Annotated in this window: 24 protein-coding genes and 4 pseudogenes; 16 read left to right on the forward strand and 12 right to left on the reverse strand. The window is 64.4% G+C overall.

What is annotated here, in order from left to right; translation table 11 throughout:
- Together BM004_RS39545 and BM004_RS39550 are read right to left on the reverse strand one after the other, a co-directional pair.
- Nucleotides 1–203 (reverse strand): annotated as a pseudogene (locus BM004_RS39545) (hydroxymethylglutaryl-CoA lyase); the annotation flags it as partial.
- A gap of 225 nt (nucleotides 204–428) precedes the next feature.
- A complete protein-coding gene (locus BM004_RS39550) occupies nucleotides 429–1,328 on the reverse strand; it encodes a LysR family transcriptional regulator (protein ID WP_177206783.1) in 900 nt (299 codons plus the stop codon).
- 165 nt (nucleotides 1,329–1,493) lie between these two features.
- Here BM004_RS39550 and BM004_RS39555 point away from each other — a divergent pair, with 165 nt between their 5' ends.
- The 11 genes from BM004_RS39555 to BM004_RS39605 all read left to right on the forward strand — a co-directional run bounded on the left by BM004_RS39555 (nucleotide 1,494) and on the right by BM004_RS39605 (nucleotide 11,915).
- Nucleotides 1,494–2,468 (forward strand): Bug family tripartite tricarboxylate transporter substrate binding protein, encoded by a 975-nt coding sequence (locus BM004_RS39555; RefSeq protein ID WP_093222253.1) that lies wholly within the window; start codon nucleotides 1,494–1,496, stop codon nucleotides 2,466–2,468.
- Between the two features lie 13 nt (nucleotides 2,469–2,481).
- A complete protein-coding gene (locus tag BM004_RS39560; RefSeq protein ID WP_177206784.1) occupies nucleotides 2,482–3,018 on the forward strand; it encodes an amino acid synthesis family protein in 537 nt (178 codons plus the stop codon).
- A gap of 107 nt (nucleotides 3,019–3,125) precedes the next feature.
- The gene (locus tag BM004_RS39565) at nucleotides 3,126–4,352 is read left to right on the forward strand and encodes an amino acid ABC transporter substrate-binding protein (RefSeq protein ID WP_093222258.1); all 1,227 of its coding nucleotides are present in this window, start codon (nucleotides 3,126–3,128) and stop codon (nucleotides 4,350–4,352) included.
- 13 nt (nucleotides 4,353–4,365) lie between these two features.
- Nucleotides 4,366–5,241: a branched-chain amino acid ABC transporter permease gene (locus BM004_RS39570; protein WP_093222260.1), complete on the forward strand. Its 876-nt coding sequence runs from the start codon at nucleotides 4,366–4,368 to the stop codon at nucleotides 5,239–5,241.
- Nucleotides 5,204–6,211: a branched-chain amino acid ABC transporter permease gene (locus tag BM004_RS39575; protein ID WP_177206785.1), complete on the forward strand. Its 1,008-nt coding sequence runs from the start codon at nucleotides 5,204–5,206 to the stop codon at nucleotides 6,209–6,211. The genes BM004_RS39570 and BM004_RS39575 overlap by 38 nt, the downstream gene beginning before the upstream one ends.
- On the forward strand, nucleotides 6,208–6,945 hold the full coding sequence (locus BM004_RS39580; protein ID WP_218152784.1) for an ABC transporter ATP-binding protein: 738 nt from the start codon (nucleotides 6,208–6,210) through the stop codon (nucleotides 6,943–6,945). The genes BM004_RS39575 and BM004_RS39580 overlap by 4 nt, the downstream gene beginning before the upstream one ends.
- A complete protein-coding gene (locus BM004_RS39585) occupies nucleotides 6,942–7,679 on the forward strand; it encodes an ABC transporter ATP-binding protein (RefSeq protein ID WP_093222265.1) in 738 nt (245 codons plus the stop codon). The genes BM004_RS39580 and BM004_RS39585 overlap by 4 nt, the downstream gene beginning before the upstream one ends.
- Before the next feature lie 42 nt (nucleotides 7,680–7,721).
- Nucleotides 7,722–9,116, forward strand: coding sequence for an amidase (locus BM004_RS39590; protein WP_093222268.1), 1,395 nt, complete (start codon nucleotides 7,722–7,724; stop codon nucleotides 9,114–9,116).
- A 15-nt stretch (nucleotides 9,117–9,131) separates the two neighbouring features.
- Nucleotides 9,132–10,079, forward strand: coding sequence for a polysaccharide deacetylase family protein (locus BM004_RS39595; RefSeq protein ID WP_093222269.1), 948 nt, complete (start codon nucleotides 9,132–9,134; stop codon nucleotides 10,077–10,079).
- A 16-nt stretch (nucleotides 10,080–10,095) separates the two neighbouring features.
- Nucleotides 10,096–11,034, forward strand: coding sequence for a polysaccharide deacetylase family protein (locus tag BM004_RS39600; protein WP_093222272.1), 939 nt, complete (start codon nucleotides 10,096–10,098; stop codon nucleotides 11,032–11,034).
- A gap of 92 nt (nucleotides 11,035–11,126) precedes the next feature.
- Nucleotides 11,127–11,915 carry an enoyl-CoA hydratase/isomerase family protein gene (locus tag BM004_RS39605; RefSeq protein WP_093222275.1) on the forward strand — a complete coding sequence of 263 codons (789 nt, stop codon included), beginning with the start codon at nucleotides 11,127–11,129 and terminating at the stop codon, nucleotides 11,913–11,915.
- A 6-nt stretch (nucleotides 11,916–11,921) separates the two neighbouring features.
- On the opposite strand, the gene BM004_RS39610 is transcribed toward BM004_RS39605, so the two are convergent.
- From BM004_RS39610 to BM004_RS39625, 4 genes are read right to left on the reverse strand one after another with little or no spacing between them, the layout of a single operon-like run.
- Nucleotides 11,922–13,256: an MmgE/PrpD family protein gene (locus BM004_RS39610; RefSeq protein ID WP_177206786.1), complete on the reverse strand. Its 1,335-nt coding sequence runs from the start codon at nucleotides 13,254–13,256 to the stop codon at nucleotides 11,922–11,924.
- A 31-nt stretch (nucleotides 13,257–13,287) separates the two neighbouring features.
- A complete protein-coding gene (locus BM004_RS39615; RefSeq protein WP_093222279.1) occupies nucleotides 13,288–14,448 on the reverse strand; it encodes an acyl-CoA dehydrogenase family protein in 1,161 nt (386 codons plus the stop codon).
- A gap of 21 nt (nucleotides 14,449–14,469) precedes the next feature.
- Nucleotides 14,470–15,672: a CaiB/BaiF CoA transferase family protein gene (locus BM004_RS39620; RefSeq protein WP_093222282.1), complete on the reverse strand. Its 1,203-nt coding sequence runs from the start codon at nucleotides 15,670–15,672 to the stop codon at nucleotides 14,470–14,472.
- On the reverse strand, nucleotides 15,669–16,448 hold the full coding sequence (locus BM004_RS39625; RefSeq protein WP_093222285.1) for a GntR family transcriptional regulator: 780 nt from the start codon (nucleotides 16,446–16,448) through the stop codon (nucleotides 15,669–15,671). The genes BM004_RS39620 and BM004_RS39625 overlap by 4 nt, the downstream gene beginning before the upstream one ends.
- Before the next feature lie 212 nt (nucleotides 16,449–16,660).
- On the opposite strand from BM004_RS39625, the gene BM004_RS39630 reads away from it, so the two are divergent.
- Nucleotides 16,661–17,686, forward strand: coding sequence for a Bug family tripartite tricarboxylate transporter substrate binding protein (locus tag BM004_RS39630; protein WP_093222287.1), 1,026 nt, complete (start codon nucleotides 16,661–16,663; stop codon nucleotides 17,684–17,686).
- A 67-nt stretch (nucleotides 17,687–17,753) separates the two neighbouring features.
- Here BM004_RS39630 and BM004_RS42605 read toward each other — a convergent pair whose 3' ends face one another.
- From BM004_RS42605 to BM004_RS39645, 3 genes and pseudogenes are all read right to left on the reverse strand, one after another.
- The gene (locus BM004_RS42605) at nucleotides 17,754–17,912 is read right to left on the reverse strand and encodes a hypothetical protein (RefSeq protein WP_371271244.1); all 159 of its coding nucleotides are present in this window, start codon (nucleotides 17,910–17,912) and stop codon (nucleotides 17,754–17,756) included.
- A gap of 121 nt (nucleotides 17,913–18,033) precedes the next feature.
- Nucleotides 18,034–18,528 (reverse strand): annotated as a pseudogene (locus BM004_RS42610) (AraC family transcriptional regulator ligand-binding domain-containing protein); the annotation flags it as partial.
- A 451-nt stretch (nucleotides 18,529–18,979) separates the two neighbouring features.
- On the reverse strand, nucleotides 18,980–19,273 hold the full coding sequence (locus tag BM004_RS39645; RefSeq protein ID WP_093222291.1) for an integrase core domain-containing protein: 294 nt from the start codon (nucleotides 19,271–19,273) through the stop codon (nucleotides 18,980–18,982).
- Nucleotides 19,274–19,344: 71 nt separating this feature from the next.
- Here BM004_RS39645 and BM004_RS41190 point away from each other — a divergent pair, with 71 nt between their 5' ends.
- A complete protein-coding gene (locus BM004_RS41190; protein ID WP_143072680.1) occupies nucleotides 19,345–19,596 on the forward strand; it encodes a hypothetical protein in 252 nt (83 codons plus the stop codon).
- A 142-nt stretch (nucleotides 19,597–19,738) separates the two neighbouring features.
- Here the strand turns inward: BM004_RS41190 and BM004_RS42345 are convergent.
- Nucleotides 19,739–19,903: pseudogene (locus BM004_RS42345) on the reverse strand (IS5/IS1182 family transposase); the annotation flags it as partial.
- A gap of 317 nt (nucleotides 19,904–20,220) precedes the next feature.
- Between BM004_RS42345 and BM004_RS39655 the strand changes: the two are divergent.
- The gene (locus BM004_RS39655) at nucleotides 20,221–23,448 is read left to right on the forward strand and encodes an EAL domain-containing protein (RefSeq protein ID WP_218152785.1); all 3,228 of its coding nucleotides are present in this window, start codon (nucleotides 20,221–20,223) and stop codon (nucleotides 23,446–23,448) included.
- A 19-nt stretch (nucleotides 23,449–23,467) separates the two neighbouring features.
- On the opposite strand, the gene BM004_RS39660 is transcribed toward BM004_RS39655, so the two are convergent.
- Both BM004_RS39660 and BM004_RS39665 read right to left on the reverse strand, forming a co-directional pair.
- Nucleotides 23,468–23,983: a DUF932 domain-containing protein gene (locus BM004_RS39660; protein WP_256220303.1), complete on the reverse strand. Its 516-nt coding sequence runs from the start codon at nucleotides 23,981–23,983 to the stop codon at nucleotides 23,468–23,470.
- A 251-nt stretch (nucleotides 23,984–24,234) separates the two neighbouring features.
- A complete protein-coding gene (locus tag BM004_RS39665) occupies nucleotides 24,235–24,837 on the reverse strand; it encodes a LysE family translocator (RefSeq protein WP_093222298.1) in 603 nt (200 codons plus the stop codon).
- A 114-nt stretch (nucleotides 24,838–24,951) separates the two neighbouring features.
- Here BM004_RS39665 and BM004_RS39670 point away from each other — a divergent pair.
- Nucleotides 24,952–25,141, forward strand: a pseudogene (locus tag BM004_RS39670) (penicillin-binding protein 2); the annotation flags it as partial.
- A gap of 64 nt (nucleotides 25,142–25,205) precedes the next feature.
- The coding region (locus BM004_RS39675) for an IS5 family transposase (RefSeq protein WP_143120482.1) at nucleotides 25,206–25,771 on the forward strand (566 nt) is incomplete at its 3' end.

The raw sequence follows: 25,771 nt of genomic DNA on the forward strand, positions 1-25,771 counted from the left end.
TGCATCACCTCGGCGTTGTCGGCCATCTGCGGCACCCACTTGGGCGACACGAAGCTGGTGACCTCGATCTCGTTCAGGCCCGCGTCCTGCAGGCGGTGCACGAGACCGATCTTCACTTCGGCCGAGACCGGCTGCTTTTCGTTCTGCAGGCCGTCGCGCGGGCCGACGTCGAAGAGTTTCACACGCAAAGGGAAGTTGCTCATGGTGCTGTCCTTGTTGATTTTTCCATCCCGCGCTGACGAGCACGGGCAAAGCACATCGCACATCGCACATCGCAGTCGACGCCGAGCAGACCGGCGTGCCGCAGCAGGTGACCATACCTTGTTGCTCTTTCGTGGCGCTTCCTTTTTGGGGAACTTATCCGCTGGAAAAGCACACAAGTTCGTTCGAACGGAGGGGTTCAGCCAACGAGCTGAATCAACGAACGCTCACGGCTGGGATGCCTGTTGGCTGAAGAGTTCCTTTGCCAGATCCGCCGCGCGCCACTGGAGCGGCGTAAGGTTGCGCTCGACCGACGTCGCCAGTGCCAGATTGATCTGGATCTCCGGCGAGACGATCCGCTGCACCGACAACCCCGTGCGATGGTTGATGCCGAGAACGGCAAGATGGGTTGCCACTGTATGGCCGAAACCTTCGGCCGACAGCTCGAAGATTGCGTCGAGCACGTCGACCTCGGTGCGGATGTTCGACGTGATGCCTGATCGCGCGGCTTCCCGCTCCACGGCACGCCGCACGGCATAGGACCGCGATGGCAACAACAGTGGCGTGCCCCAAATTTCCGCCATGGTCACCGTACCGGGATCGTGACCGATCATGCGCGGGCCGACCAGATAAAGCGCCTGGCTGCGCAAGACCGTGATCTCGTGACCGGCGGAAGAAATGGGGTCGTGTGCAACGATGAAGTCGAGCCGCGAGGCGCGAAGCTGTTCGGTCAGCGCGAGCGAAAGCTGGTTGGAAATGGTGAGCGTGGCGTCAGGCAACTCGCTCCTGAAACGACGCACGTATTCCGCGATGAGCTTGCGCCCGATGCTGGGGGTCAATCCGCAGGCGACGTGTCCGGTGAAGCGACGATCCTGCACCTGAAGCGCTTTCACCGCGGCATCCACTGCACCGAGCACGCTGTATGCATGTTCCAGGAAGCGGGCGCCGGCAGCCGTGAGTTCTACGCCGCGCCCATTGCGATGCAGCAGACTGGACTTCAGCGCCAACTCGAGCATCCGCACCTGCCTGCTCAGCGTTGGCTGCGGAACGTCCAGCACATCGGACGCCTTGGCAAAGCTCCCGAGCTCGGCCACCTGCACGAAATAGCGGATCTGCTTGAAGTCCATGTCCGTGGAAGGCAAGTTTCTTGCCATATGCCGCCTTTCGCCGCTTTCTGGGGCGTTGATTTGTGAGTTTCATTATTCGCATTTCTGATACCGCAGCTTTGACATTTCTTTTCGCGGTCCGATTACCTAGCATCCCTTTCATCCCACAACCTGAAAGCGGAACCCATGCTCAAACGATCGCCCTGGCAGCTGGCTCATTGGCTCTTCGCCGCCTGCTTCGCCTCGGCGATGCCGGCTCACGCTTTTCCGGAGCGGACCGTCACCATCGTGGTACCCGCTACCCCAGGCGGCCTGACCGACATCCTCGCCCGGCTGATCGCGCCGGAATTCTCACAGGCGTGGGGACAGCCCGTTGTCGTCGAAAACCGGGCCGGCGCCGGCGCGCTGCTCGGCACGCAGTACGCCATGCGGTCGAAGGCCGACGGGCATACGCTGCTGATGGGATCGACCGACCTGCTGACGCTGCCGCTGCTCAACCGGAACGTTTCGATCGACACGGTGGCCGGGCTCCAGCCCGTCGGCAGCCTGGCGTCCATGCCGCTCCTGATGCTCGGCTCTTCTCGCATCGGTGAACAGTCACTGCCCAAGGTCGTGGAGGCGATGAAGAAGTCGCCGGGCAAATTCACCTATGCCTCGAACGGCATCGCATCCATCCTCCAGCTGTATGCGGAGATGTTCAGCCACGAAGCTGGCGTCAAGCTGCTGCACGTGCCCTATCGCGGTGCCGTGGAAGCGACCCAGGCACTCGCCGGCGGCGAGGTCGACTTTCTGGTGCAGCCTGCAACGGCCAACGTGATCGGCCAGGTGACGGCGGGGCGTGTCGTTCCCTACGCCGTCATGTCGCGGCAGCGCATCGCCCAGCTTCCAGATTCGCCGACAGTCTCCGAGTTGGGCTACCCGCAACTGGAGACCGAACTCTGGTTCGGCCTCTTTGCGCCTGCCAACGTGCCTGCGCCCATCGTGGAGCAGATCAATGCCATTTTGCGCTCGGCCATGCGCAAACCGGAAATGCAGACACGGCTGAAGGCCCTGGGCCTGACCGCGCGAGAGGCGAGCGTGACGGCATTCTCCCGCTTCTATCTGGACGAGCACCGCCATCTGGAAAAGGTCGTTCGCGATGCCAATATCGTTCCGAACTGAGGCGGAGCGACAAATGAAGATGCGAAAGATCGCACTCTATGTCGAGACCGTTCACAGCGAAGGCGGCAAGGCGCTCGGTGCGCAAGTGCGCCGCGGATTCGCGGCGGCGGTGATCGCCAATCCGTGCCTGGCCGACGGCAACCTGGCCCTCGCCGTCGACTGCGGCACCGAACTGGGCGCACGCCTGACCGCACAGTTGCTTGCCGCACTCAGCTGGCAAGAGGGAACCGCATTGGCATACGGAAAGGCCGCCATCGTCGGCGCATCGGGGTCCACAGAACATGCCGCCGCCGTCTTGCATCCGCGCATGGGCACGCCGATGCGGGCCTTGATCGGACAGGGCAAAGCCATCATTCCTTCGACCGTCAAGCGTGGCGAGCCGGGCGCACGCATCGACATGCCGCTGCACAAGGCGGACGACGAATGGGACTTTGCAGCATTGGATTCCATCGAGGCGCACGTGCCTGATGCGCCGCTGCCCGGCGAACTGGTGGTCCTGGTGGCGATGGCGTTCGGCGGCCGCCCGGGGGCCGTCATCGGGCAGACCTGAAAGCCATTTCGCGACACGGGATGCGCCATGCATCCGATCGCAGGACCGGCCCTGCGATCGTCCATTGACTCTTTTTGATTGATCGATCCATTGATTGGAGTGACTCCATGCGCAGACGAGAACTGATAGTGGGCGGCGCCACCGGCATGGCGGCCCTGGGTGGGGCCTTGCCTGCCTGGGCTCAGGGGGGCAAGGAGCTGGTGCTGGCGGGCTCACTTCCGCTGACGGGCCCGGCGGCAGAGACCGGTCTCAACGTGCAAAGCGGCTATGTCGCCGCGACGTCTTTCCTCAACGAGAAACTCGGCGGCGTCGAGATCGGGGGCGAAAAGTACCGGATCAAGCTCCGGTTGAGCGACGACGCCAGCGATCCGGCGCGGGCTGTGTCCCTCGTGCAGAAAGAATTGGACAACGACACGAGCCTGTTCCTCGGCTCGTTCGGCAGCAACATCCTGCTGCCCACCACCGCACAGGTCGAGCGCGCCGGCAAACTGATGGTGCAGGCGGGCGGCGCGGCGGACCAGATCTTCACGCAAGGCTTCAAGAACATCTTCGGCTTGTTCCCGCGCTCGACGCGACAGTTCGACACCATGGCGCGATTCTTCGCGAGCCTGACCCCCAAGCCGGCGACAGTTTCCTTCGTCTCGACGAACGATGGCTACGGCAAGTCCCAGATGTCCGGCGCCATCGCGTCGTGCGAGCAGCAGGGGTTTCGCGTTCTCGACAGGTTCGTCCTGCCCGAAAAGCCGAACGACTTCTCCAGCGTGCTCACCGCCATGCGAGGCAGGATGCCCGACGCCCTGGTCACCACGCTGCACGACAACGAGGCCTTGCTTCTGACACGGCAGATGGTGGCCACGGGCACCAACGTGAAGATGATCTTCCATAGTCTCGGCCCGCAGGCGGAGAACTTCCGCAAGGTGATGGGGAAGTACGCCAACGGTCTTGCGGTCGCCGTCCCGTGGGTCGAGGACGCGCCATTCAAGGACCGCTTCTTCGGCGACGCCAAGGGCTATGCCGACTGGTATCGCGCAAAGATCAACCGGCCGGTCAGCTACCACAGCGCAGCGGCCGCGGCCTGCGTGGTGACCTATGTGCTGGCGATGCAGCAGGCGCGGTCGGCGACCGACGTGCCGTCCATCCGCAAGGCGCTTGCGGCCGCCGACTTCGAAACACTCTACGGCCGGATTCGCTTCACGCCGGACGGCGATGGCGATCCCCAAAGCCTGAAGGTAGGCCAGGTGCAGGCCGGGCGCATCGCGCTGGTCTTCCCGGAAAGCGTTCGCGTCGCACCGGTGATCCATCCATTGCCCGAGTGGCAGAGCAAGGCCGCGTGAACGCGGGCGCCCGATGCTGACTTTCCTTCAAACGCTGGTCGACGGACTGATGCTCGGGGGCGTGTTCGCACTGTCGGCCGCCGGCTTCTCGCTGGTGTTCGGCGTCCTTCACGTCCTGAACCTGAGCCACGGAATGCTGACCATCGTGGGCGCGTACCTGGCGCTCACGCTGTCAGACGCGTTGCAGGTCGACCCGCTGGTGGTACTGCCGCTCGTGATGATCGTGACGGGCGGCCTTGGCTACGCCTGCCAGCGCCAACTCGTGCAGCGTGTGCTCGACGCCACGGGCATGGGCTCGATGCTGTTGACGATCGGAGTGGCCATGATGGCCCAGAACGTGTTGACCTGGATCTATTCGCCGGACGTGAGGGCGCTCACACCGGCCTGGTCGTTCGCCTCGGCGCGGATCGGCGAACTGCGCTTGGACCTCGTGCGGCTCGGTGCCTTGGCGGTGAGCCTGGTGCTGCTGTGCTGTCTCTCGGCTCTCCTGCAGCGGACAACGTCCGGGCGACGGATCCGCGCGACCGCCCAGCAAGGGCTGGCCGCGCAGCTGTGCGGCGTCGACGTGCCGCACGTCTATGCGCTGGCATTCGCGATCGCTTCGGCATTCGCCGGCGCGGCCGGCGTGGTGATCGGGCTGATCCTGCCATTCACGCCTTCCTCCGATGCGACATGGACGCTCAACGCGTTCATGGTCGTGACGCTCGGCGGTGTCGCGGGGCCCATGGGTGCGCTGGTCGGCGGCCTTCTTCTTGGTGTGATCTACACGATGGCCGGACAGTTCGTCGGCCCCGCGTATGCCAACGCCGTCATGTTCCTCATTCTTGTCGGCACGCTGGTGCTGCGACCCCATGGCATCCTCGGTCATTCATTCAAAGCTTCCCGATAGCGCCGCGGCCTCGGTATCGAGGCTGTCGCGGTTCGCGCCGCTGGGCTGGGCCGTCGTGCTGCTGCTGGCGGCGGGCTGCGGCTCCATGATGTCCCCGTTCTCGCTGCGCATCGGCCAGCTGATGTTCTTCTTCGCGGGGCTGGCGCTCGCCTGGAATCTGATGGGCGGGCTGGCGGGGTACCGCAGTTTCGGACATGCGGCGTTCGTGGGCATGGGCGGCTTTGCCGCCGGACTCGCGGAGGCGCGCTTTCCCGACGCCGCACCGTCGGCTCGCCTCGCGATAGGCGCTGGCGCCGCCGTTGCGTGGTGCGCGTTCAGCGCGGCCTTGCTCGCCTACCCAGTCCTTCGCTTGCGCGGCTCGTACTTCGCGATTGCCATGCTCGGCCTGTCGCATGTGGCGTCCGAGCTGACGACGAACATCGACGCGCTCGGCGGTGCGGCCGGGTTGATGTTCGCGTCGATCGTGCCTGCGGGCATGGACACGAACCTGTTCTTCTACGAGATCTTCATCGCCGGCGTTGCGCTCATACTTTTCCTCTCGTGGCGCGTGCGCCGAAGCCGCTTCGGGCATGGCCTCCTGAGCATTCGCGAGGACGAGGACACGGCGCGCATGCTGGGGGTGCCGACGGAGCGCTACAAAGCCTATGTGTTCGTGCTGAGTGCCGTGCTCACCGGCTTGCTCGGGATGGCCTACGCGCACTCGTTGGGCTTCGTCACGGCAGCTTCGCTGTACCGCGACGAACTGAGCCTCAACATCGTGGTCTTCGCGATGCTCGGAGGCATCGGAACGCTGCTCGGGCCTGCCGTGGGCGCGGTGCTTCTCACCTTGCTCGTGTACGTTTTTCTCAGCGCCTACCCGGACGTGCAGCTGTTCGTCACCGGCCTGGTACTGGTCTCGATCGTACTGCTGGCGCCCGACGGCCTGCTGGGACTGTTGCGCCGCCGGCTGCGCAAGGGGAGCCCCTCGTGAACGCGGTGCCCATCCTTGCTGTGCGCGGGCTGGTGAAGCGCTTTCGCGGGTTGCTGGCCACGGACGACGTGCACTTCGACGTCGCAGCGGAAAGCATCACGAGCATCATCGGCCCGAACGGCGCGGGCAAGTCGACCTTGTTCAACCTGCTCACCGGCTACTTCCCACCCGACGGCGGCGAAGTGCGATTCAAGGGCCGGCGCATCGACCGCATGCCTACCCACCGCATCGCAGGCCTTGGCGTGGCGCGTGCATTCCAGATCGCGCGACCGTTCCGTGAGCTTTCGGTGATTGAAAACGTTCGCGTGGGTGCGCTTTTCGGGCGCACCGGCGCACGCGATGTCGAACAGGTCACGCAGCGCGCGCTGCGCCTGAGCGGGCTCGAACCCATCGCGCGCCGACGCGCCGGCGAACTGACCGTCGGGCAGTTGCGGCGGCTGGAGATCGGCCGCGCCATCGCCACGCGCGCCAGCCTGCTGCTGGCGGACGAGCCCTGCGCGGGCCTGAATCCGACGGAGACGGCAGAGCTCATCGACGTCCTGCGCGTGGTTCGCGCCGATGGCGTCGCGGTGCTGCTGGTCGAGCACGACATGCCCTCTGTGATGGAGATCTCGGACCACATCGTGGTGCTGGAGGCCGGGCGAAAGATCGCGGAAGGAACGCCCGCCCAGATCGCGTGCGACCCCCGGGTGATCGAAGCCTACCTGGGCAGCGATATGGAGGAGCAGGCATGAATGCGCCGTTCAAATCGCAGGCCGAAGGCGTGCTCGAGGTCGCGGGCTTGGCTTATGCTTACGATGGCTCCCTGGCCGTGCGCGACGTGTCGCTGCATGTCGGCCCCGGCGAGATCGTGGCGCTGCTGGGTGCCAATGGCGCGGGCAAGACGACCACCGTCAAGATGATCGCCGGCGTGTTGAAAGCGCAGAAGGGCGCGATCCGCTTCGGCTCGCATGCCTTGAGCGGCATGGCCAGCCATGCGGTGGTCCGGCGGGGCGTGACGCTGGTGCCCGAGGGGCGCCTGGTCTTTCCCCAGATGACGGTGCTCGACAACCTGCGCATGGGTGCGTCCACCCAATCGGACAAGGCTCGCATCGGAGAACTCCTGGACGAGATGTGGGTCACCTTTCCCCGCCTGGCCGAGCGCAGGAACCAGCTCGCCGGACTGATGAGCGGCGGCGAGCAGCAGATGCTGGCCATCGCGCGCGGCCTGATGGCGCAGCCGCGCTTGCTGATCCTGGACGAGCCGTCGCTGGGCCTGATGCCCTCCGCCGTGCAGGAGATGTTCGCACTGATCCACCGGCTGCATCTGCGCGGGCTCGGCGTGCTGCTGGTCGAGCAGAACCTCAAGCAGGCGCTGCGCATCTCCCATCGCGGCTACGTGCTGGAAAAGGGCGTCACGGTCCTCGAAGGCACGGGACGCGACCTTCTGGACAACGCCTTTGTGCAGCGCGCGTTTCTAGGCCACTGAGCCGGTCGCTTCCCCCTTTTTTTAAACCCAGGAGGCGCCACTGTGCAGCCCTACGATCCCGCTTCATTCAGACATCTGACCTTCCACGACGCCGTGCCTGCATTTCTCGACGGCAGGGACTCGCCGACGGACTACCTGGAGCGTTGCCTTGCCACCATCGAAGAAAAGGAGCCTTGGGTGCAGGCATGGCAAGCCATGCGCGTGGATGCCGCCCGTGCAGAAGCGCAGGCCTCGACGCTGCGCTACAAGGCAGGCAGGCCGCTGTCGCCCATCGATGGCATGCCGATCGGCATCAAAGACCTGATCCAGACCCGCGATCTGCCCACAGGCGAAGGAATCCAGGGCAACCAGGTTGCACCGTCGGGTGTGGACTCCGCCAGTGCCCAGGCCTTGCGCGCGGCGGGTGCCGTTCTGCTTGGGAAACTGGTGACAACCGAACTCGGCGGCGGGGAGCCCAGCAGAACGCGCAACCCCTTCGACCCGACGCGCAGCCCGGGTGGATCGTCGAGCGGGTCGGCGGCAGCCATCGGCGCTGGCATGCTGCCGGCGGCCATCGGCACGCAGGTCGGCGGATCGATCATCCGGCCCGCGGGCTACTGCGCAAACTTCGCCGCAAAGCCGACTTTCGGCGCGCTCAACCGTGGCGAGCGCCTGCATTCCAGCCAGGCCTGCCTGGGCGTGCATGCGGGCAGCCTGCGCGACATGTGGAGCGTCATGCACGAGATCGCGCGGCGGGTTGGCGGCGACCCAGGGCACCCCGGCCTTTTCGGTCCCGCGACGCCGCCTACCGGCACGCGACCCAACCGGCTCATCGTGATGGAATGCAGCGGCTGGAAGGTCACTGACGACCGGACGCAGCGCGCATTCGACGACATCGTTGAGCAGTTGCGCTCGTTCGGCGTGAGCGTGCAGCGCCGGGGCGATCATCCCTACATCGACGCCTTCGAGGAGAGCCTGGAAGAGGCGAGCGAGTTCACCGGGGTGATCCTAGGCTACGAGAGCCGCTGGTACAACGAAAACTTGGCGCGTGGTCAAGCCATGCTGGCGGCCAGCACGTTGTCATCGCTCGAAAAAGCCCGCGCATTCACGCTCGATGACTATCGCTGGGCGCTGGCGCAGCGCCGCACCGCCCAGGAGTGCTTTGCGCGCCTGGCCCCGCTGGCCGACGCGCTGATCAGTCCCACGTCGCCGGGGCCGGCGCCCGCGCTCGATGCGCGCCGACCCGAAGCGGGTGCGCCGATCTACGTGGCCACCGGCAACCCCGTATTCAACCTGCCGACTTCGCTGTTGCTGGCTCCCGTGGTCGCGTTGCCGCTGATGAGAGTGGACGGGCTGCCGGTCGGCGTACAGGTGATCGGGCAACCGCACAACGACTACCGCGTCGCCGACCATGCCCAATGGATGACCGACAACCTGCTGCCTGCAAGCATGGCCTGATCACGAAAGAACCCCATGACAGTCGACTTCACTTCCACGAGACGCAAGGACCGGCGCGACGAACAGCCGGACTCGACGCCGGCATCCATGCAGGCCGAACTGCTGGCCTTGCAAGAGGCCGCGAGCATCGAATCGGCACGCCACGAGTTCATTGCGGATTTTCGCTGGCCCGAAGGCGTGCGCGTCGCCGTCAACTTCACCTGCGACTACGACGCCATGCTTTTGCGGCGCGTCTTCGAGGAGCCTGCGCTGCAGCTCGCAAAGGGGGAGTTCGGCGGCCGCGTGGGCGCGCTACGGCTGGTGAAACTTTTCGACAAGCACGACGTGAAAGCAACATTCTTCGTGCCGGGCCGCATCTGCGAGCTCTATCCCGCGAGCCTGCGCGCCATGGTGGCCAGCGGACACGAACTGGCCGACCACATGTGGGAACACCAGACGCCGGTAGCGCATCGCTTCCAGGTCGATCACATCGAGAAGACGGCCGAAGCGCTGTCCCGCTTCACGGGGCATCGCCCCCGGGGCACGCGGAGCTTCTACCCCAATGCCCTGCTGCGCCAAGCCGGCCATGTCTACAACAGCCACGGTTCGGCCAGCCTCATGCCCTACTACACCGGCGATGCCGACGGTGGCCACGCACTGGTCGAACTGCCGTTTCACTTCGCCATCGACGACGCGCAGTTCTTCACGTTCGGCTGGATCGGCAGCGCACCCGAGGCACAACACCTGTCGGACCCTGAGCGCGTGCTGGAGCTGTGGTGGGACGCGTTCATGTGCCAGTACGAACGCGGTGGCTACCTGAACATCTGCCTGCACCCCTACGTGTCCGGGCGCGCCATGCGCATTGCGATGCTGGACGAACTCATTCTGCGCATCAAGAAGCTCGACGGCGTTTGGTTCCCAACCTGCGAGACCGTTGCGCGCTACTGCCTCGATCGATTCCCCCCGCGCAAGCTGCGCACCTGATCCACGAAAGAACTCGATGCCCTGGAAGCAAGGTTACACAATCAGTGACGAAGTCGGCCTGCCCGACGACGAGGTGCATTGGCCCGACGGCCAGCGATGCTGCATGCGCATCGTGGTCGACCTGGGCCTGGCCGATGCGCCCGAAGGCCTGACGCCCAAGAACCTGCGCAGCCCGGAAGCCGTGTTCACGATGGGCGAAGGCCTTGACGTCGTACTGGCCTTGCTGGCAAAACATGCGCTGCGCGCCACGTTCGCGGTGCCCGCGATGATGGCGGCGACCTATCCGCAGCGCGTGCGCGCATTGCACGACGCCGGGCACGAGATCGCCGTCAACGGACTCAAGCACGAGGACATGACGCAGCTCTCGCGCGAGGAAAAAGGCCGGCGGATCTCATGGGCCACCGACATGGTCAGCGAAGTGACGGGAAAGCGGCCGACCGGCTGGTTCGGCATGCCGAGGGTGAACGACGCCTTTGCGGTGGGAACCGCAAGTTCGCCGCTCATCGACATGCTTATCGACGCCGGCTACCGGTATTTCGGCAACGGGCTGGCCGACGACATTCCGCACTATTGGGTATCGGACTTCGCGCGCCGACGCGTACTGCTCACGCTGCCAAGTTACTACCACTTCAACGACCAGTACTTCATGCTCTACCCGCGCCGGGGATCGGGTCTGGAGAACCCCGACGTGCTGATGCGCAACCTGCGCTGGGAGTTCGATGCCCAGTACGCGCGCGGCAGACACTTCGAGATGACGCTGCATCCGCAGCACGTGGCGTGGTCCGACCGCATGCCGGGCTTGGAGCGCTTCCTGGCGCATGTCGCGAGCCGGCCGGGCGTGTGGAACGCGACGAGCGACGAATGCGCACGCCATTGGCTGGCCGACTATCCTGCGGACAAGACACTGCATTTGGAGCCTGCCGTGTGGCGCGATCACGAGGGCAGCCTGAGCTGAGGCGCCTGTCCGGTCCGAGAGAGCACATGCAGGCTGGCGCGCACCAGGGTGCGGTGCGAAGATCGTCCGCACTTCCGACTTGCCCCATACACATGACCTACGAGACCCTCAAGACCGAAGCGATCGGCGAGCACGTGCTTCTGGTGACGCTGAATCGCCCCGAGGTGGGCAACGCCATCAGCACGCAGATGGGCCACGACCTGCTGCATCTGTGGAACACGCTCACCGAAGACGCAGGCAGCACGCGCTGCGTGGTGGTCACCGGTGCAGGCGACCGCATCTTCTGCGCGGGCGGTGATCTTCGCGAACGCAACGGCATGAGCAACGCGCAGTGGCGCAAGCAGCATGAGCTGTTCGAGCGCGCGTTCTGGACGCTGGCCGATCTTCCTGTCCCCGTCATTGCCGCGCTCAACGGCCATGCCTATGCGGGCGGCCTGGAGATCGCGTTGTGTTGCGATTTCCTGTACGCCAGCAGCGCGGCGAAGCTTGCGTTGACGGAGGTGCGCATCGGCATCATGCCGGGCGGCGGCGGCACGCAGAACCTGCCGCGCGCGGTCGGCGAGCGGCGTGCCAAGGAGATCCTCATGACGGGCGCGCCCTTCTCGGCGAACGATGCGTACGACTGGGGACTGGTCAATCGCATCTGCGAACCCGATGAGGTGCTGCAGGCCGCCTTGGCCACGGCCGCCACCATCGCCGGCAACGCACCGCTGTCGGTGCGGCAGGTCAAGAAATCGGTGCGCTACGGCGGGCAGATGGAACTGCGCACGGCATTCCGCTTCGAAGTCGAGGCTTACAACCAGCTGGTCGGCACCGAGGATCGCATCGAAGGCGTCAAGGCCTTCAACGAAAAACGTCCGCCCGCGTTCAACGGGCGCTGAAAGAGTTCAGCCCAAGAGCAACGCGCGCAGCGGCCCGAGCACATCGGATGCACGCGTGCCGGCCGGGGCGTCAAGCAATGCCAGCGCGGCCCTGTTGTCACCAGCCGGGTGGCCTGCATGCGCCGCGCAGTCGTCCCATTTGGCGAGCAGATCGGCACGCGACATCGGGTCGGCCATCGAACCCGGCGCCCAGTCGACGGTGACGGCGCTGCTGTCGCCCGACGCGTGCAGCACGCGCACGTGCACCGGTGCGGTGTCGAGCTTCTCCCCGGCCGCCTCGCGCTCGGTCGTGACCACGCGCGCCATCAATGCCTGCACCTCGACCCGCAGCGGTGCAGCATCGCTGAAGCTGCGCAGCGTGACCGCGCCGTCGTGCCAGGCGGCGGCGCAACAGTACTCGGCGCTGAACTTTCCTTCGAGACCCGTGACAGGTCTCGGGTGGATCAGCGCGGCCAGGCCGTGCGCGGGCAATCCGATCTCGACGCGGTCGGGCATCGGCAACGCAGGCGCGCCCTGCCGCAGCTTCAGCACGCCCGCGATCATGCGGTGCGTGAGATAGCAGCTCGGAAAGCGCTTGTGCTCGAAGCCCGGCTGCTCGATCGCCCACGGTTGCGAGCCGGTCCATGCCAGCCGTTGCGGTTGTTCGCCGCCGCTGAAGGCATAGGCGAACCCGCGCGCGCCCCATACCTCGTCGCTTGCCGTGGCGCCCGCGCGCGCCAGCAGCACCGCCCGCACGGCGGCCGACGCCGCAAGACCGCAATGCAGCGGCTTGGTGTCGGTACCGAAGTTGGCGCGCAGGCCACCGGCGCTGCTTGCGGCGATGGCCATCGCACGGCGCGCCACGTCGTCGGGCAGTTCGAGCAGCTGCGCGCACGCGGCGGCGGCACCGACCACGCCCAGCGTGTCGGTCGCATGAAAGCCCAGCGCGTAATGCCGGAAGCCGATCCATTGGCCCAGCCGCAGCGCGGTCTCGACGCCGAGGAGGTAGGCACCGAGCACGTCGGCGAATGCAAGGCGCGCATCAGCCTGCGGCAGCACCGCCAGCAACGCCGACACCACGGGGGCGCTGGGGTGGCAGGTGGCGAGCATGCACACGTCGTCGTAGTCGAGCGCATGCGCGGCCGTGCCGAGCACCAGCGCCGGATCGGCACCGCCGCTGGCCTCCACGGCGGCGTGCGTGCACCGCTCGTGCATACCGCCCAGCGCGGTGGCAATGGTGTCGAACCAGCTGCGGCGTGCCTGTCGCATCGCTTCGTCGGAAAGCGGCGCGCGTGCGCGGCGAGCGCAGGTGACCCATGCGGCAATGAAGTCAGGCGTGGGGTGTCGTGCGATGTCGGTCATGCCGGGTTCCTTCATCAAGACTGGATTCAGTTCAGTAGGAGCGCGGCATCGCGAGGGTGTGCTGCGCCACGAACGCGGTCACCAGGTTGTTGGACAGCGGCGCGGTGCGAAACAACCGCGTCTCCTTCCATTTACGCTCGATGTCGTACTCGCAGGCGAAGCCGTAGCCGCCGTAGGTCGTCATGCAGGCCTCGGCGGCCTGCCATGCGGCCTCGCTGCAGAGGTACTTGGCCATGTTGGCTTCGTCCCCGCAGGGCACGCCCGCATCGAACCGGGTCGCAGCCTGGTTGCGCATGAGCTCCGACGCTTTCAGCGCCATGTGCGCCTGCGCGATCGGAAAGGCCACGCCCTGGTTCGCGCCGATGGGCTTGTCGAATACCACGCGCTCGGTCGCATAGCGGCTCGCACGCCCGGTGAACCAGCTGCCGTTGCCGATGCATTCGCTGGCCACGAGCAGGCGTTCGGCATTCAGCGAACTGAGCAGGTACTTGAAGCCCTCGCCCTCCTCGCCGATGCGCCAGGTGTCCTCCACCTCGAGGTTCTCGATGAACACCTCGTTGGTATGGTGGTTGAGCATGGTGTCGATGGTGCGCGGCTGCAGCGACTTGCCGGCCCGGGCGATGTCGACCAGAAACAGGCTCAGGCCGTCGGTCTTGCGCTTGACGTCTTCATAGGGCGTGGTGCGCGCCAGAAGCAGGTACATGTCGGACTGACGGTAGCGCGAGGTCCAAATCTTCTGGCCGTTGATGACGTAGCCGCCGTTCACCTTGCGTGCAAAGGTCTTGATGCGCAGCGTGTTCGATCCGGCGTCGGGCTCGGTCACGCCGAAGGCCTGCAGGCGAAGGTCGCCGCGCGCGATGCGCGGCAGCACCGCATCCTTCTGCGCGTCGCTGCCGTACTGCAGCACGCTGGCCATGGTGTACATCTGCGCGTGGCAGGCGGCCGCGTTGCCGCCTGCCGCGTTGATCGCTTCGAGTATCACGCAGGCGTCCATGAGCTGCAGGCCCGAGCCGCCGTATTGCTCGGGAATCAGCGCGGCCAGCCAGCCGGCCTCGGTGACGGCGGCGACGAAGTCGTCGGGGTACGCTTCCTTGGCATCGCAGTCGCGCCAGTAGGCGTCGCCGAAGCGCAGCGACAGTTCGGTGACGGCGGAGCGGATCTCGCGCTGGGTGTCGGAATAGGAAAAGTCCATGTCGTGTGCTCGAAGGAGGTCCTAGAGATTGACGACGCCTTGCGCCGCGAGACGATCGATGTCGGCATCGGACACCGCCAGCTGCCGCAGCAGCGCGCGGCTGTCCTGCCCGCTCCTGAAGCTGAGCTCAGGGGCGAACTCGCGCTCGCCGTTGAAGCGGATCGGAAGGCCCACCGCACAGGCCTCGACGGTGAGACCCTCTTCATTGGTCACATGCAAGGTGCGGTGCAGGCCCAGCGCCTTCACCTGCGCATCGCCGAGCACCTGCTCGAGGTCGTGCACGGCGCTGACCGGCACGCCGCAGCCGCGCAGGCGGTTCACCACGTCGATGCTGGGCAGCGTGCGCGTCACGGCCACCAGCGCGGCCTTCAGTGCGACGCGGTGTTCCACGCGATTTGCGTTGGTGGCAAAGCGCGCATCGGCGGCGAGGCCCGGCTGCTCGAGCGCATGCGCCAGCTTGGCGAACAACCGGTCGTTGCCGCAGCCGACGAACACGCGCGAGTCGGCGGTATCGAGCACTTCGTAGGGCGCAAGCATGGCCGTGGCCGAGCCCAGGCGGCGCGGCAGCTTGCCGCTGACGCTGTAGTTGGCGATGGGATTGGTCATCCAGGCCACCCCCGTCTCGAGCAGCGAGGTATCGACGCGCACGCCCCTGCCCGTGTCCTTTCGCTGCGCGATGGCCGCGACGATGCCCAGCGCCGACCACAGCCCCGTGCCCATGTCGACCAGCGACACGCCCACGCGCGCCGGCTCTGCACCCTCGTGCCCAGTGACCGACATGATGCCGGCGTAGGCCTGGATGAGCGGGTCGTACCCCGGCAACGGTGCCAGCGGGCCCAGCGTGCCGAAGGCGCTCAGCGCGCAATAGATGAGCCCCGGCCGGTCCGCGGCGAGGTCGTCGTAGCCAAACCCGCGCTGCTCCGCGCTGCCGGGCTTGAGCGAGTGGATCAGCACATCGGTGGGGCGCAGCAGGCGGCGCAACAGTCCCTGACCCTCGGCATGGTCGAGGTCCAGCACCAGACTGCGCTTGCCGCGGTTCAATGTGGCGTAGGTGGGCGACATGCCGGCGCCCATCTGTGGCGCCCACTGGCGCGTGTCGTCGCCGCCTTGCGGCCGCTCGATCTTGATGACTTCAGCGCCAAGGTCCGCAAGTACCTGCGTGCAATAGGGGCCTGCGACGTTCTGGGTGAGGTCGATGACCCGTTCCCCGGTGAGTGGTTTCATTCGGTGCGTGTCGCGGTTTTCTTCAGGGCCCCGGCGCTGCGGCGCAGGGTCATGGCGTACTGGAAGCGGGTGTTGGGATGCAGCGTGTCGGACATCTCGATCAGCGTGTCGTGCGCCGCGAAGTACCAGCGCTGCAGGCGCAACAAAGGCTCGCCGGGCGGGCACTGCAGCAGCCTGGCCTGGCCCTTCGTCGACATGCTCGCGCCGAGGACCTGCTCCACGCGTTCGATGAGCAGGCCGCGCGCCTTCTGGATCTCGAGAAACACCGGCAGCCCGCTGCGTCCAGAGGCCTGCACCGCCGCCCGGTTCGCCGCCGGCACCCACACCGAGCTGATGCCCATAGGCACCTTCTGGCTGGCCGCCGTGCGCGTGGTCTGCGCATGAATCCAGCGTGAGCCCGGTGCGGCGCCGATGAGCGCGGCCTGCGCATCGCCGAGCACGACTTCGGTCGATTCGACGATCTCGACCTTGGTGTTGCGCGCGTAGCAAAGCAGCTCCTCGATGCTGTCCAGCGACTGGGAATACTCCGGTTGCGGGGAGCGGCGCAGCACCACCGATCCCACGCCCTGGTGGCTGTCGACGAGGCTGCGTGCCTTGAGTTCGGACAGCGCATCGCGCACCGTCTGGCGGCCCACGCCGAAGCGTTCCATGAGCTTGGCTTCGGACGGCAGCCGCGTGCCGATGGCCCATTGGCCGCGGCGGATTTCGCTTTCGAGGGCGAAGGCCACGCGGCCTCGCTTGGTGTCGGTGGCGGAAGAGCTGGAAAGGGTATGCATGGGCGTGAGGACCTGTCCGGACAAGTGTGCGCGCCGCATCCTTCGCGCCACTGCGGGCTAACCCCGAATTGTCCGCAACCCATCCGGACAAGTGCCCGCGAAGCCTCGTGAACAGGTGACTTGTCTGCCCCTTCGCCGAACAAGAAGGGGTAAGCATGTACCGTGCTGCGCTGCCTGCGACGGAACATCGCGGCCCAAGGAGACAAATCCATATGCCAGATCGCCTCACATCGCCCGGTGCCGCCTTGCCCGGTCTGTTGCAACGCCGCACCTTGCTGTGCGGATCGGCACTTGCGCTGAGCCTGCGGAGCGTGCATGCCGCCGACGGGCCATGGCCCGCCAACCCCATCAAGATCGTCGCTGCACAGGCGCCCGGCTCATCGAACGATTCGAGCGCAAGGGCGTTGTCGGATTACTTCACGCAAAAGCTCGGCGTGCCCGTGGTGGTCGACAACAAACCCGGCGGCGTTAGCATGATCGCGGCCGAGGCCGTGGCACGCGCCAATCCCGACGGCTACACCTTGCTGATTGCGCTCAACAGCCAGCTCGCCCAGGCGCCGGTGATGATCCGAAAGTTGCCCATCGATCCCGACAAGGATCTGCTGCCGATCGCGTCGCTCGGCGTCGGCCCCGTCACCGGCGTCGTGCACAAGGACTTCCCGGTGCGCTCGATAAAGGAACTTGTCGAGTACGCCAAAAAGAAACCGGTCAACGTCGGCAACTATGCGATCGGTTCGGGCTGGCAGCTGATGCTTGCGCAGCTGTCGAAAGAGACCGGCGCGCAATTCAACATCATCAACTACAAGGGCACCGGCGCGATGGTCATGGACCTCTTCGCGGGACAGGTCGACATCGGCGCGGGTTCGCTTGCAGGCATGGGCGGCGGGATCCAAAAGGGCAACGTGCGCCCCATCGTCGTGTTCTCGCGCAAGCGCTCTTCGCGCATGCCCGATGTGCCGACCTGGACCGAGTGCGGCTACACGGGTCCGGCCTTCGAAAATCTGGTTGAGAGCAACGTGCTTTTCGCTCCGGCGCGCACACCGCCGGTCGTGATTGAGCGCATCGCCGCGTTGGTGCAGCAATCTTTCACCGAGTCGGCCCGCGTCAAGTCGGTGAACGATCTTCTGGCAGAAGACGAGCCGCCACTAACCGGCGCCTCGCTGCGCCAGTTCATCCAGCGTACCTGGCCGAGCTATCGCAAGCTCACTAAAGATCTTGGTGTCGCCACTGCGGCCTGATCAGCGCAAGCGCCACAACGTGACCCATCGATCGCGGAGCATGGCCCTGACAACTACCGCCAACGTATCACCCCCTCCGTACTCCTAGCTTGCTGAACACGGCTTGGTCGGAGAAGCCGCAGGCGTAGGCAATGGCGCCGATGCTCAACTGACCGCTCTTCGGCTGATGCAGGTAGCTCAGGCTCTTGAGCAGGCGCATCTCGCGCAAGGTGGCGTGCACGCTCATGTCCTGCGATGAGAAGAGGCGGCAGAGTTGTGCGCGCGACAGGCCTGTGCCGCGCGCGATGTCGGCCACGCAGAGATCGTGCCGATGCAGGTTGCTCTGAGGCGCCGGCGTACAGCGCGTGATACAACGGCCGCTCTTTCAACGTCACGCGCACCGGCAAGATCGCGCGCTCGGTAAAGGTGCGCCCGAACGTTAAGAGCGTGCCCATCTGCATGTCCAGGCACGACCGGCTGTACGGGCGCAGAGGTCCATCGTAACGAATGCGTGCCTCGCACTCGTCGGCGCCTGCATGCAGGTCCATCTGGCAAGCCGACACCAGCGCGTTGTAGCGGGCGATGCGCGCCAAGGCTGCACCGAAGTCAGAGCTAAGCATGCCGGCGAATCCCACCACACCGAACAATTCCGAGCGCATCGGCTGCAGGCCCACAGCCAGCCCCGCTGCGGGGTTGCCGGCTTTCTCGTAGATCAAAACGAAGACGCGGTCGGCCTGCGCGCTGGTGAGCGACTTTCTCAGGCCGTCGGTTTCGAGACCCGCCGGCGCCGCCACCTCGTCCAGATTGATACCGGCCTTGTGCAGGCCGTCGAGCATGTTGAACGGGAGGCGGGCCAGCGTCATGGCAATGGGTCGAAGGGGCCCGTTTCTTGCAGGCCCGGGTTGTGTGTGGTGTCGAATATAGGTGCCTGCGTCGAAGCCGGGAGAGTCTGGCTCGCAATGACCCACAAACAGCAGCCCCCACGCGTTACCTTTCGACTCCCTTCAACCGCTTTTCGCTGCTGTCCCCTGGCTCCCGCCTACCGACGACAGCCACCGGAGACGGGGTCGCACCGCCGGGATCGTATGGCTTTCGACGCGCGAGCGCTTGGCTGACGTACACCCCCGCATCGATCAGCTCGCGTCCGAAACTTCATCTGCAACACTCCTTCTGCCTCAGCAGTGGTTTTGTGTTAAGTCGACCTGTTGAACCCACCGCCGATACTGGTCGGCCGCATTCTGCGAACCTATCGGTACGTTGACCTGCCCCTCTTGCCGTGCCATTCATAACGAGTAAGTCCGGGGGGTTGCAAATTTAGTTGATCTCGGTGGTGTTTGAACTGGGTCGAGCTGCATCGCCAGCGCGCTGGCGATGCAGCTCGGCGAACTTGGTTGGCGGCAGGCGGTTGCAACTTTTGTGCGGCCTGACCTCGTTGTAGTGTTGTCGCCAGCCGGCGATGGCCGACCTGGCATGTTGCAGCGTCTCGAACCATTGTTCGTTCAGGCACTCGCCTTTGAACTTGCCGTTGAAGCACTCGATGTAGCCGTTCTGCATGGGTCGCCCGGGCTCGATCAGGGGATGTGGCGAATACCGTATGTCTGGGCTCATCCCATGAACGCCCTGCTGGTGAACTCCGGGCGTTGTCCGTGCGCACAGCCAGTGGGGAGCCTCACGCACTCGTGGCTGAATTCGTCGGCCACCGTGAGGCACTTGATACGCCGCCCGGTATTGCGCCTGCGCACGGCCAGGATGGCCGCGCTGTAGAGCCTGCAAACCTTCTTGTGGTCCACGTCGGGGAAGTGCGGGCGGAGCATGTCATGGATGCGCCGATAGCCAAAGCGTCGGCGCACGTGCGCGATCTCGACGATCTTCCTGCTGAGCTTTTGGGTTATGGCATCGATCCCGGGTGGATTGCGCCGACTGTCGCATGAGAGCCCCACAAGCCTGCATGCCGTCGCTCGCTCAGATCGCATTGCATGATCCTGGTGGCGATGGCGGTACGCTTAGCCTGTGGGGCTAACGCTTTTCCCCGAAGGCGGTGTTCAGCGCGTGGATGTGCGGATGGGCTTCGGCCAGCGTAGGTTCGAGCGGATGCGGCCGGCGCCTGCGGCCCGCCGTCGGGCAGTGCGGCTCGATGACCTTGAGCAACGCCTTCCAAGACTCCACCGGCTCCATCTCGGCAAGGAAGACTTCCCGACGTGTCTTCTTCCTCTTGCCCGCGTACTCGGCATCCGAAATTCAACATGATTGGTCAACGTTCAGAGCGAGCATTTGTGGACTTGATCAGCCGTTCCCCTGAGTGGCCGCGAGCCCGGGTTCTTCGCCATGCTTGACGAACATGGAGACCTTTCGGTGGCGTTGTCCCGTCGACTCGCGTTTTCCGCGCGCCGTGGCGGCCAACAACTGCCGTCGGTTTCACGCGTTTGACCCCATGGCCGTCGGCCTGATCGTGTCTCTCCGAGGAGAAATCGGACCCACGCTTATTGCTCAGATGCTTGGACGCATTTATCGTTGCAAATCAGAAAAGGTAATGGCTAAATCATTAGGAATTCAACATGGGCGGTTTCGAGACCCAACGTGACGAAAATGCACACGGATTTCCCTGCTTAATGTCCGTGCTCGATGCTGTTGACCAAGCGGTCATCATCAAGGACGAGGCATCGCGTTTCCTGTATGGGAACCTCGCGGCGAGCGCCTTGCTCGACACCTCAAGTGACCATTTGAGAGGAAAAACGGTTTACGACTTTCTTGATCGGGAGCAGGCCGACCGATCCAGGAAAACAGATCTTGAGGTGCTCAGTACCGCGCACAGTCACGTCTGCGAAGAAACCACCGTGCTGCTAAATGGCCGGATTCGAAGCCTGAGAACGAAGAAGCAGTGCATTAGCGTGCCAGAGCTGGGTTCCGGCAAGCTGGTTCTGGTTCTCATTGCCGACGTTTCCGAACTTCGAAACGCTGAAGCAATCCTGCGGGCAAGCAAAGAGCACTATCGGTCGTTTGTTGAACTGCATCCACAAACCCCGTGGACGGCCGATGCAAGTGGCGCCGTGATAGAGATAGGGCCCGGCTGGCGACAAGTCTCGGGCCTGCCGGCCCAGAAAGCCCTCGGCCGCGGGTGGGAACAATCTGTGCATCCAGAGGATCTGGAAGAAGTACGGACTCGGTGGACGGCCTCGATCTGCCACGGCACGCCGCTGGACGTCGAGTGCAGAATATCAAGCCCTTCCCACGGAAAGTATCGGTGGTTTCGCAACCGTGCCGCACCTCGTCGCGACGCAGAAGGCCATGTGGTGCGGTGGTACGGGGTTCTCGAAGATGTGCATCAGCAAAGGCTTGCGATTGACGCATTGCGCGAGAGCGAGGCGCTGTTCAGAGGAATCGCCGACAGCGTTCCGGTGATGATGTGGCTTACCGACGCGAACGGACAAGCGACCTATCACAGCCGACGTTGGCTCGAGTTGACCGGTCAAAGCGAGACCGATGCCCTGGGGTCCGGTTGGAGCCGATCGGTGCATCCGGAGGACCTTGGAACTGTCATGACCAGGTTCGCAGACGACATTGAAAGAAATGCTCTCGTCAGGCTGGAGTACAGGTTGCGGCGCGGGGACGGCAGTTGGGCCTGGGTCATCGACACCGGCGCACCGCGGCTCTCACGCAGCGGCGAGTTGCTCGGCTATGCAGGTTCGGTCGTCGACATCACGGACCGGCGGACGGCCGAGCTGGCGTTGCGAGAGAGCGAAGCCTCTGTCAGAAGCATCTTCGACAGCAGCCCCGACTGCATCCGGCTTTTGGATCTGGAAGGCGACCCACTTCTCATGAACAAGGCCGGACGGGAACTCATGGGCCTGAGCCCCTCAGACTCGCTGGAGAACCATTCATGGCGCAAGGTCTTCGCCGAAGGCGTGATGCCGAAAGTGCTCGCATCGCTTGAACAGGTCAGACGGGGGCGCTCATCACGGTTTGAAGCGGGCATGACGGACGCTCGGGGCAATCCTCGGCACATGGACGTCATCGCGGCACCGGTTTTCAGCGCAGACGGCGCCCCCACAGGCATGGTGACCATCTGGCGTGACATGACCCAGGCAAAAGCTGCGCACGATGATGCACAGGCAGCCCGCAGCCAAGCCGAGGATGCAGCACAACGCTTGTCGGCGGCGCTCGAAGCCACGATGGACTGCGTCTTGGTAGTCGACCGCGCATGGCGCATCACTTTCCTCAACGAAAATGCCCGCAAGTTCTTGGCGCTTGGTCAAGAGGCGATCGGTTGCGGGCTCTGGGAGCTTTACCCAGCCGAGGCCAGCGGCCCGTATGCGAAGAACTACCAACGCGCGCTCGAGAGCGGCAAGTCGGTTTCGTTCGAGGAGTACCTTCCAACCCTGGGAGTGTGGCTGGAAGTGCATGCGTCACCCACGCAGGACGGCCTTTCCATCTTTTTTCGCGACACCTCGGCTCGCCGAGCAGCTGAGCAGGAGCGCCTCCAAGCGCAAAAGCAGCTGTCCCACATGGCCCGGCACGACGCGCTGACAGGACTGCCCAACGGCACCGCATTTTTAGAGGTGATGGATGAAAGCACACGCCATGCAAGGAAGGACGCTGCGCTGGCGCTGATGACAGTCGGCCTTGACGCCTTCAAGACATTCAACGACACCTACGGCGTGCGTGCCGGCGACAGCGTGCTGCGCCAAGCGGCAGAGCGATTGCGAAGCTGTGTCAGAGAGACCGATTTTGTTGCGCGGCGGGCAGGTGACGTGTTCGCGGTGTGCTTGCCCGGACTGCGGCGAAGTGGCGATGCGACGGAGATGGCGCAGCGCCTTATTGCCGTGCTCTCACAACCTTTCGAATTGGATGGAGCCCAGGCAAGTCTCAGCATCGGGAGCAGCATCGGCATCTCGATAGGACCGGACGACGGCACCTCGGCGGAACAACTGACCAAAGCGTCGGAAGTGGCTCTCAATCGAGCGAAAGCCATGGGCAAGGGAACGTATCTCCGGTACTTCGAAGGAATGGACTCGCAGCTTCAAGCTCACCTGGCGTTGAAGCACTCTCTTCAAGATGCGCTCGCTCGAGGCGAGTTCGAGGTGCACTACCAGACGCTGGTCAACCTGCGTTCGCGCCGAATCAGTACATGTGAAGCACTGGTACGCTGGAGGCATCCGCACAAGGGTTTGATTCCTCCTGCGGACTTCATTCCCATTGCCGAGGAAACGGGCCTTATCGTGCCGATTGGCGAATGGGTCCTCCACGAAGCCTGTCGGCAGGCGGCAAGCTGGCCTGGCGACGTCAGCGTCGCCGTGAACCTGTCACCCGTGCAATTCAAGAGCCCTCATCTAGTGCGGACCGTCGAGGAAGCCTGCGCCAGTGAGGGACTGGTCGCATCGCGCCTGCAACTGGAGATCACAGAGTCGGTGCTTCTGGATGAAGACGACAGGAACTTGCAGACGCTGCAAGAACTGAGACAGTTGGGGGTGCGAATCGCCATGGACGATTTCGGGACCGGCTATTCTTCGCTCGGCTATCTGCGACGTTTTCCTTTTGACAAGATCAAGGTAGACCGAAGCTTTATCTCCGATCTGCCGCACGGAAGAGAATCGCTGGCGATTGTCAAAGCGGTCGCGGGGATTGGAAAAAGCCTCGGAATCACCACGACCGTTGAGGGCGTTGAGACGCCAGAACAGCTGGAGCTGGTGTGCCTCGAAGGCTTCGACGAAGCGCAGGGTTACCTGTTTTCAAGACCGCTGCCCGCCTCGGAGATGCATCGCTTGATAGTTTCGCAAGAACGTTGAATTAAACGCTCACGAAACATCAAGGTTTCAGCTGATCGTTGGCGTCACCTGCGTTGGGGCCGGTGCGCTGGGCAGCTCCGGTGTGTGGCCATCGTGAAAGACAGTGCGATGAACTCGCCCGTCTCGGAGGTTCTCTCGCCGGCCGGCGCTCGAGCAACTGCACGGGCGCCAACGGCGCCGCGTCCTGGTCCGCGAACCGCAACGCTAATCCCTCACGCGCGAAGTCGAGCGGCTGCCCCTGCGGCAGGTCCTGCGTGATCTTCTGCGTCGCATCGACGACGTTGGGCATCACGCTCCCCCGATGGCTCACATAAACGAAGCCCACATCGCCCAGCGCCGGCAGCATGCGATTCGTGCAGACCGGTTGGAACAGACCCGCGCGCAACTGGTAGGCGCTGCGCCCGTCATGTGAGTTGATCAGCACGATCTCGCCCAGCACTTCGTCCAGCGAGAGCGCCTGCATCAACGGCTTGAAGTGCAGCATGTGCCGCGCAAACCGGCCGCTGCCGGCCGTGCACGCCCGTGTCTGCCGCACGTCGGTCGACTCGGAGCCCGCAGGTGCCGCTTGAGCGCCTCGAAAAACTTGCGCTCCGCGGCGTTGCGTCGCGCATGTACCGTGGTCGTGCCCTGCGGAAGAAGTGCCATCCCGTTGCCATCGCCTGCCTGCATTGCCTTGTACATTGGCGCCTCCCGCGGTCGTCAACCAGGCGATGGCCTAGCGTCAACGCTGGAGCGCGGCAGATCCGACTGGCGAGGCACCAACGCAGCTCGGGGAGCGGAACGCTGTTAAGCCCTCCGCGCAATTAATGCAGCACAGCAGGCAATCACCGCTGCTGCTCCTCGGTTCACTACACGGAGATGTCGGGGCGTGGAGATGAAACGTCGCGCCTTGGATGCTGTCTTGAGGTATGCGCACTGCACAGCAAAATCGACGAGCACTCCAAGCACGATGATGACTAGGGCGTGCAGGTGAGACAGTACTGTGAGGTCAAAGGCTTGCGGAAGAACGGCCCCAAAGAACACAGCTGCCTTGGGATTACCCAACGTGAGCATTGCTCCGGCTAGGAAGCCGGTTGGCTTCGCTTCGTCGGGCTGTCCCACCGAAGGGGAACTCGTCCACAGCTTCCACGCAACAAATACAAGGTAAGCCACCCCTCCCCACTTGACTAGCAGGAATAACAGTTCGTATCGCAGCGCAACAGCGGCAAGCCCGAAGATTGCGGCTACAAGCCATACCGCGTTCCCGAAAACCATTCCCGCAACGAACGGAAACGCCGAAGCTTTGCCGCGCGAGAGTACGGTTGCCACCAGCGTTCCTTGCGCCGGCCCGGGCAGCGCCGCCGCGATAGCAAAAGGAACGAGGAACAGCCAAATGTTGGACCAATTCATGAGTGTGAGGCCCTTGAGACAACCATTGTATGGGCCGACAGTTTTCCTACCGCAGCCGCGAACTGACAGCCTCAGTCTAGCCTGCAGATCGCAGTTCCATCGAATCGCTGCTTGGCCAACCGCGGCCACATCCTCGACCGCAACGGGCTCATCCTCGCGTCGAGCGTGGTGGCGCCCAGCATGGGTCATTCCCGAAGACATCGAACGCGACGACCCCGAGGTGCGCGCCAAGCTCAAGCAGGTGGCCAAGCTGCTCGAGATGTCACAGAAGGACTTCGACAAGAAGCTCGAGGACGAGGACAAGGGAAGGTCTGATCAAGAGCACGTTTCTTGCATGAAGGACTGAACCCTGCAAAGGAGCACAAGCGATGAGCCAGATCAGTTTTGCGGATGCGGAGCAAGCGGGCAAGAGGAAGAAGACCAGGCGCGAAATCTTCCTTGCCGAAATGGAACTGGTGGTGCCGTGGAAGGCGCTGCTCAAAGTCATCGAGCCCCACTATCCAGTGGCAGGCCGAGGCCGTCGTCCCTACCCGCTGCAAGCCATGCTGCGCGTGCACCTGATGCAGAACTGGTTCGCCCTGAGCGACCCGGCGATGGAAGAAGCCTTGTACGAGATCGCCTCGCTGCGCACGTTCGCCGGACTCGGTCTGGAGGCGATCCCCGACGAGACGACCATCCTGAACTTCCGCCACCTGCTGGAAGCCAGCGATCTGGCCGAAGACATCTTCAAGCAGGTCAACGCCCACCTGGCCAGGAAGGGGCTGCTCCTGAAGCGCGGCTCCATCGTGGACGCCACGATCATCGCGGCGCCCAGTTCGACCAAGAACAGTACGGGCGAGCGTGACCCCGAGATGCACCAGACCAAGAAGGGCAACCAATGGCATTTCGGCATGAAGGCGCATATCGCGGTGGATGCCGAGTCGGGACTGGTGCA

This window comes from Variovorax sp. OK212 (assembly GCF_900112425.1).
In the GTDB taxonomy this organism is placed as follows: domain Bacteria; phylum Pseudomonadota; class Gammaproteobacteria; order Burkholderiales; family Burkholderiaceae_C; genus Variovorax.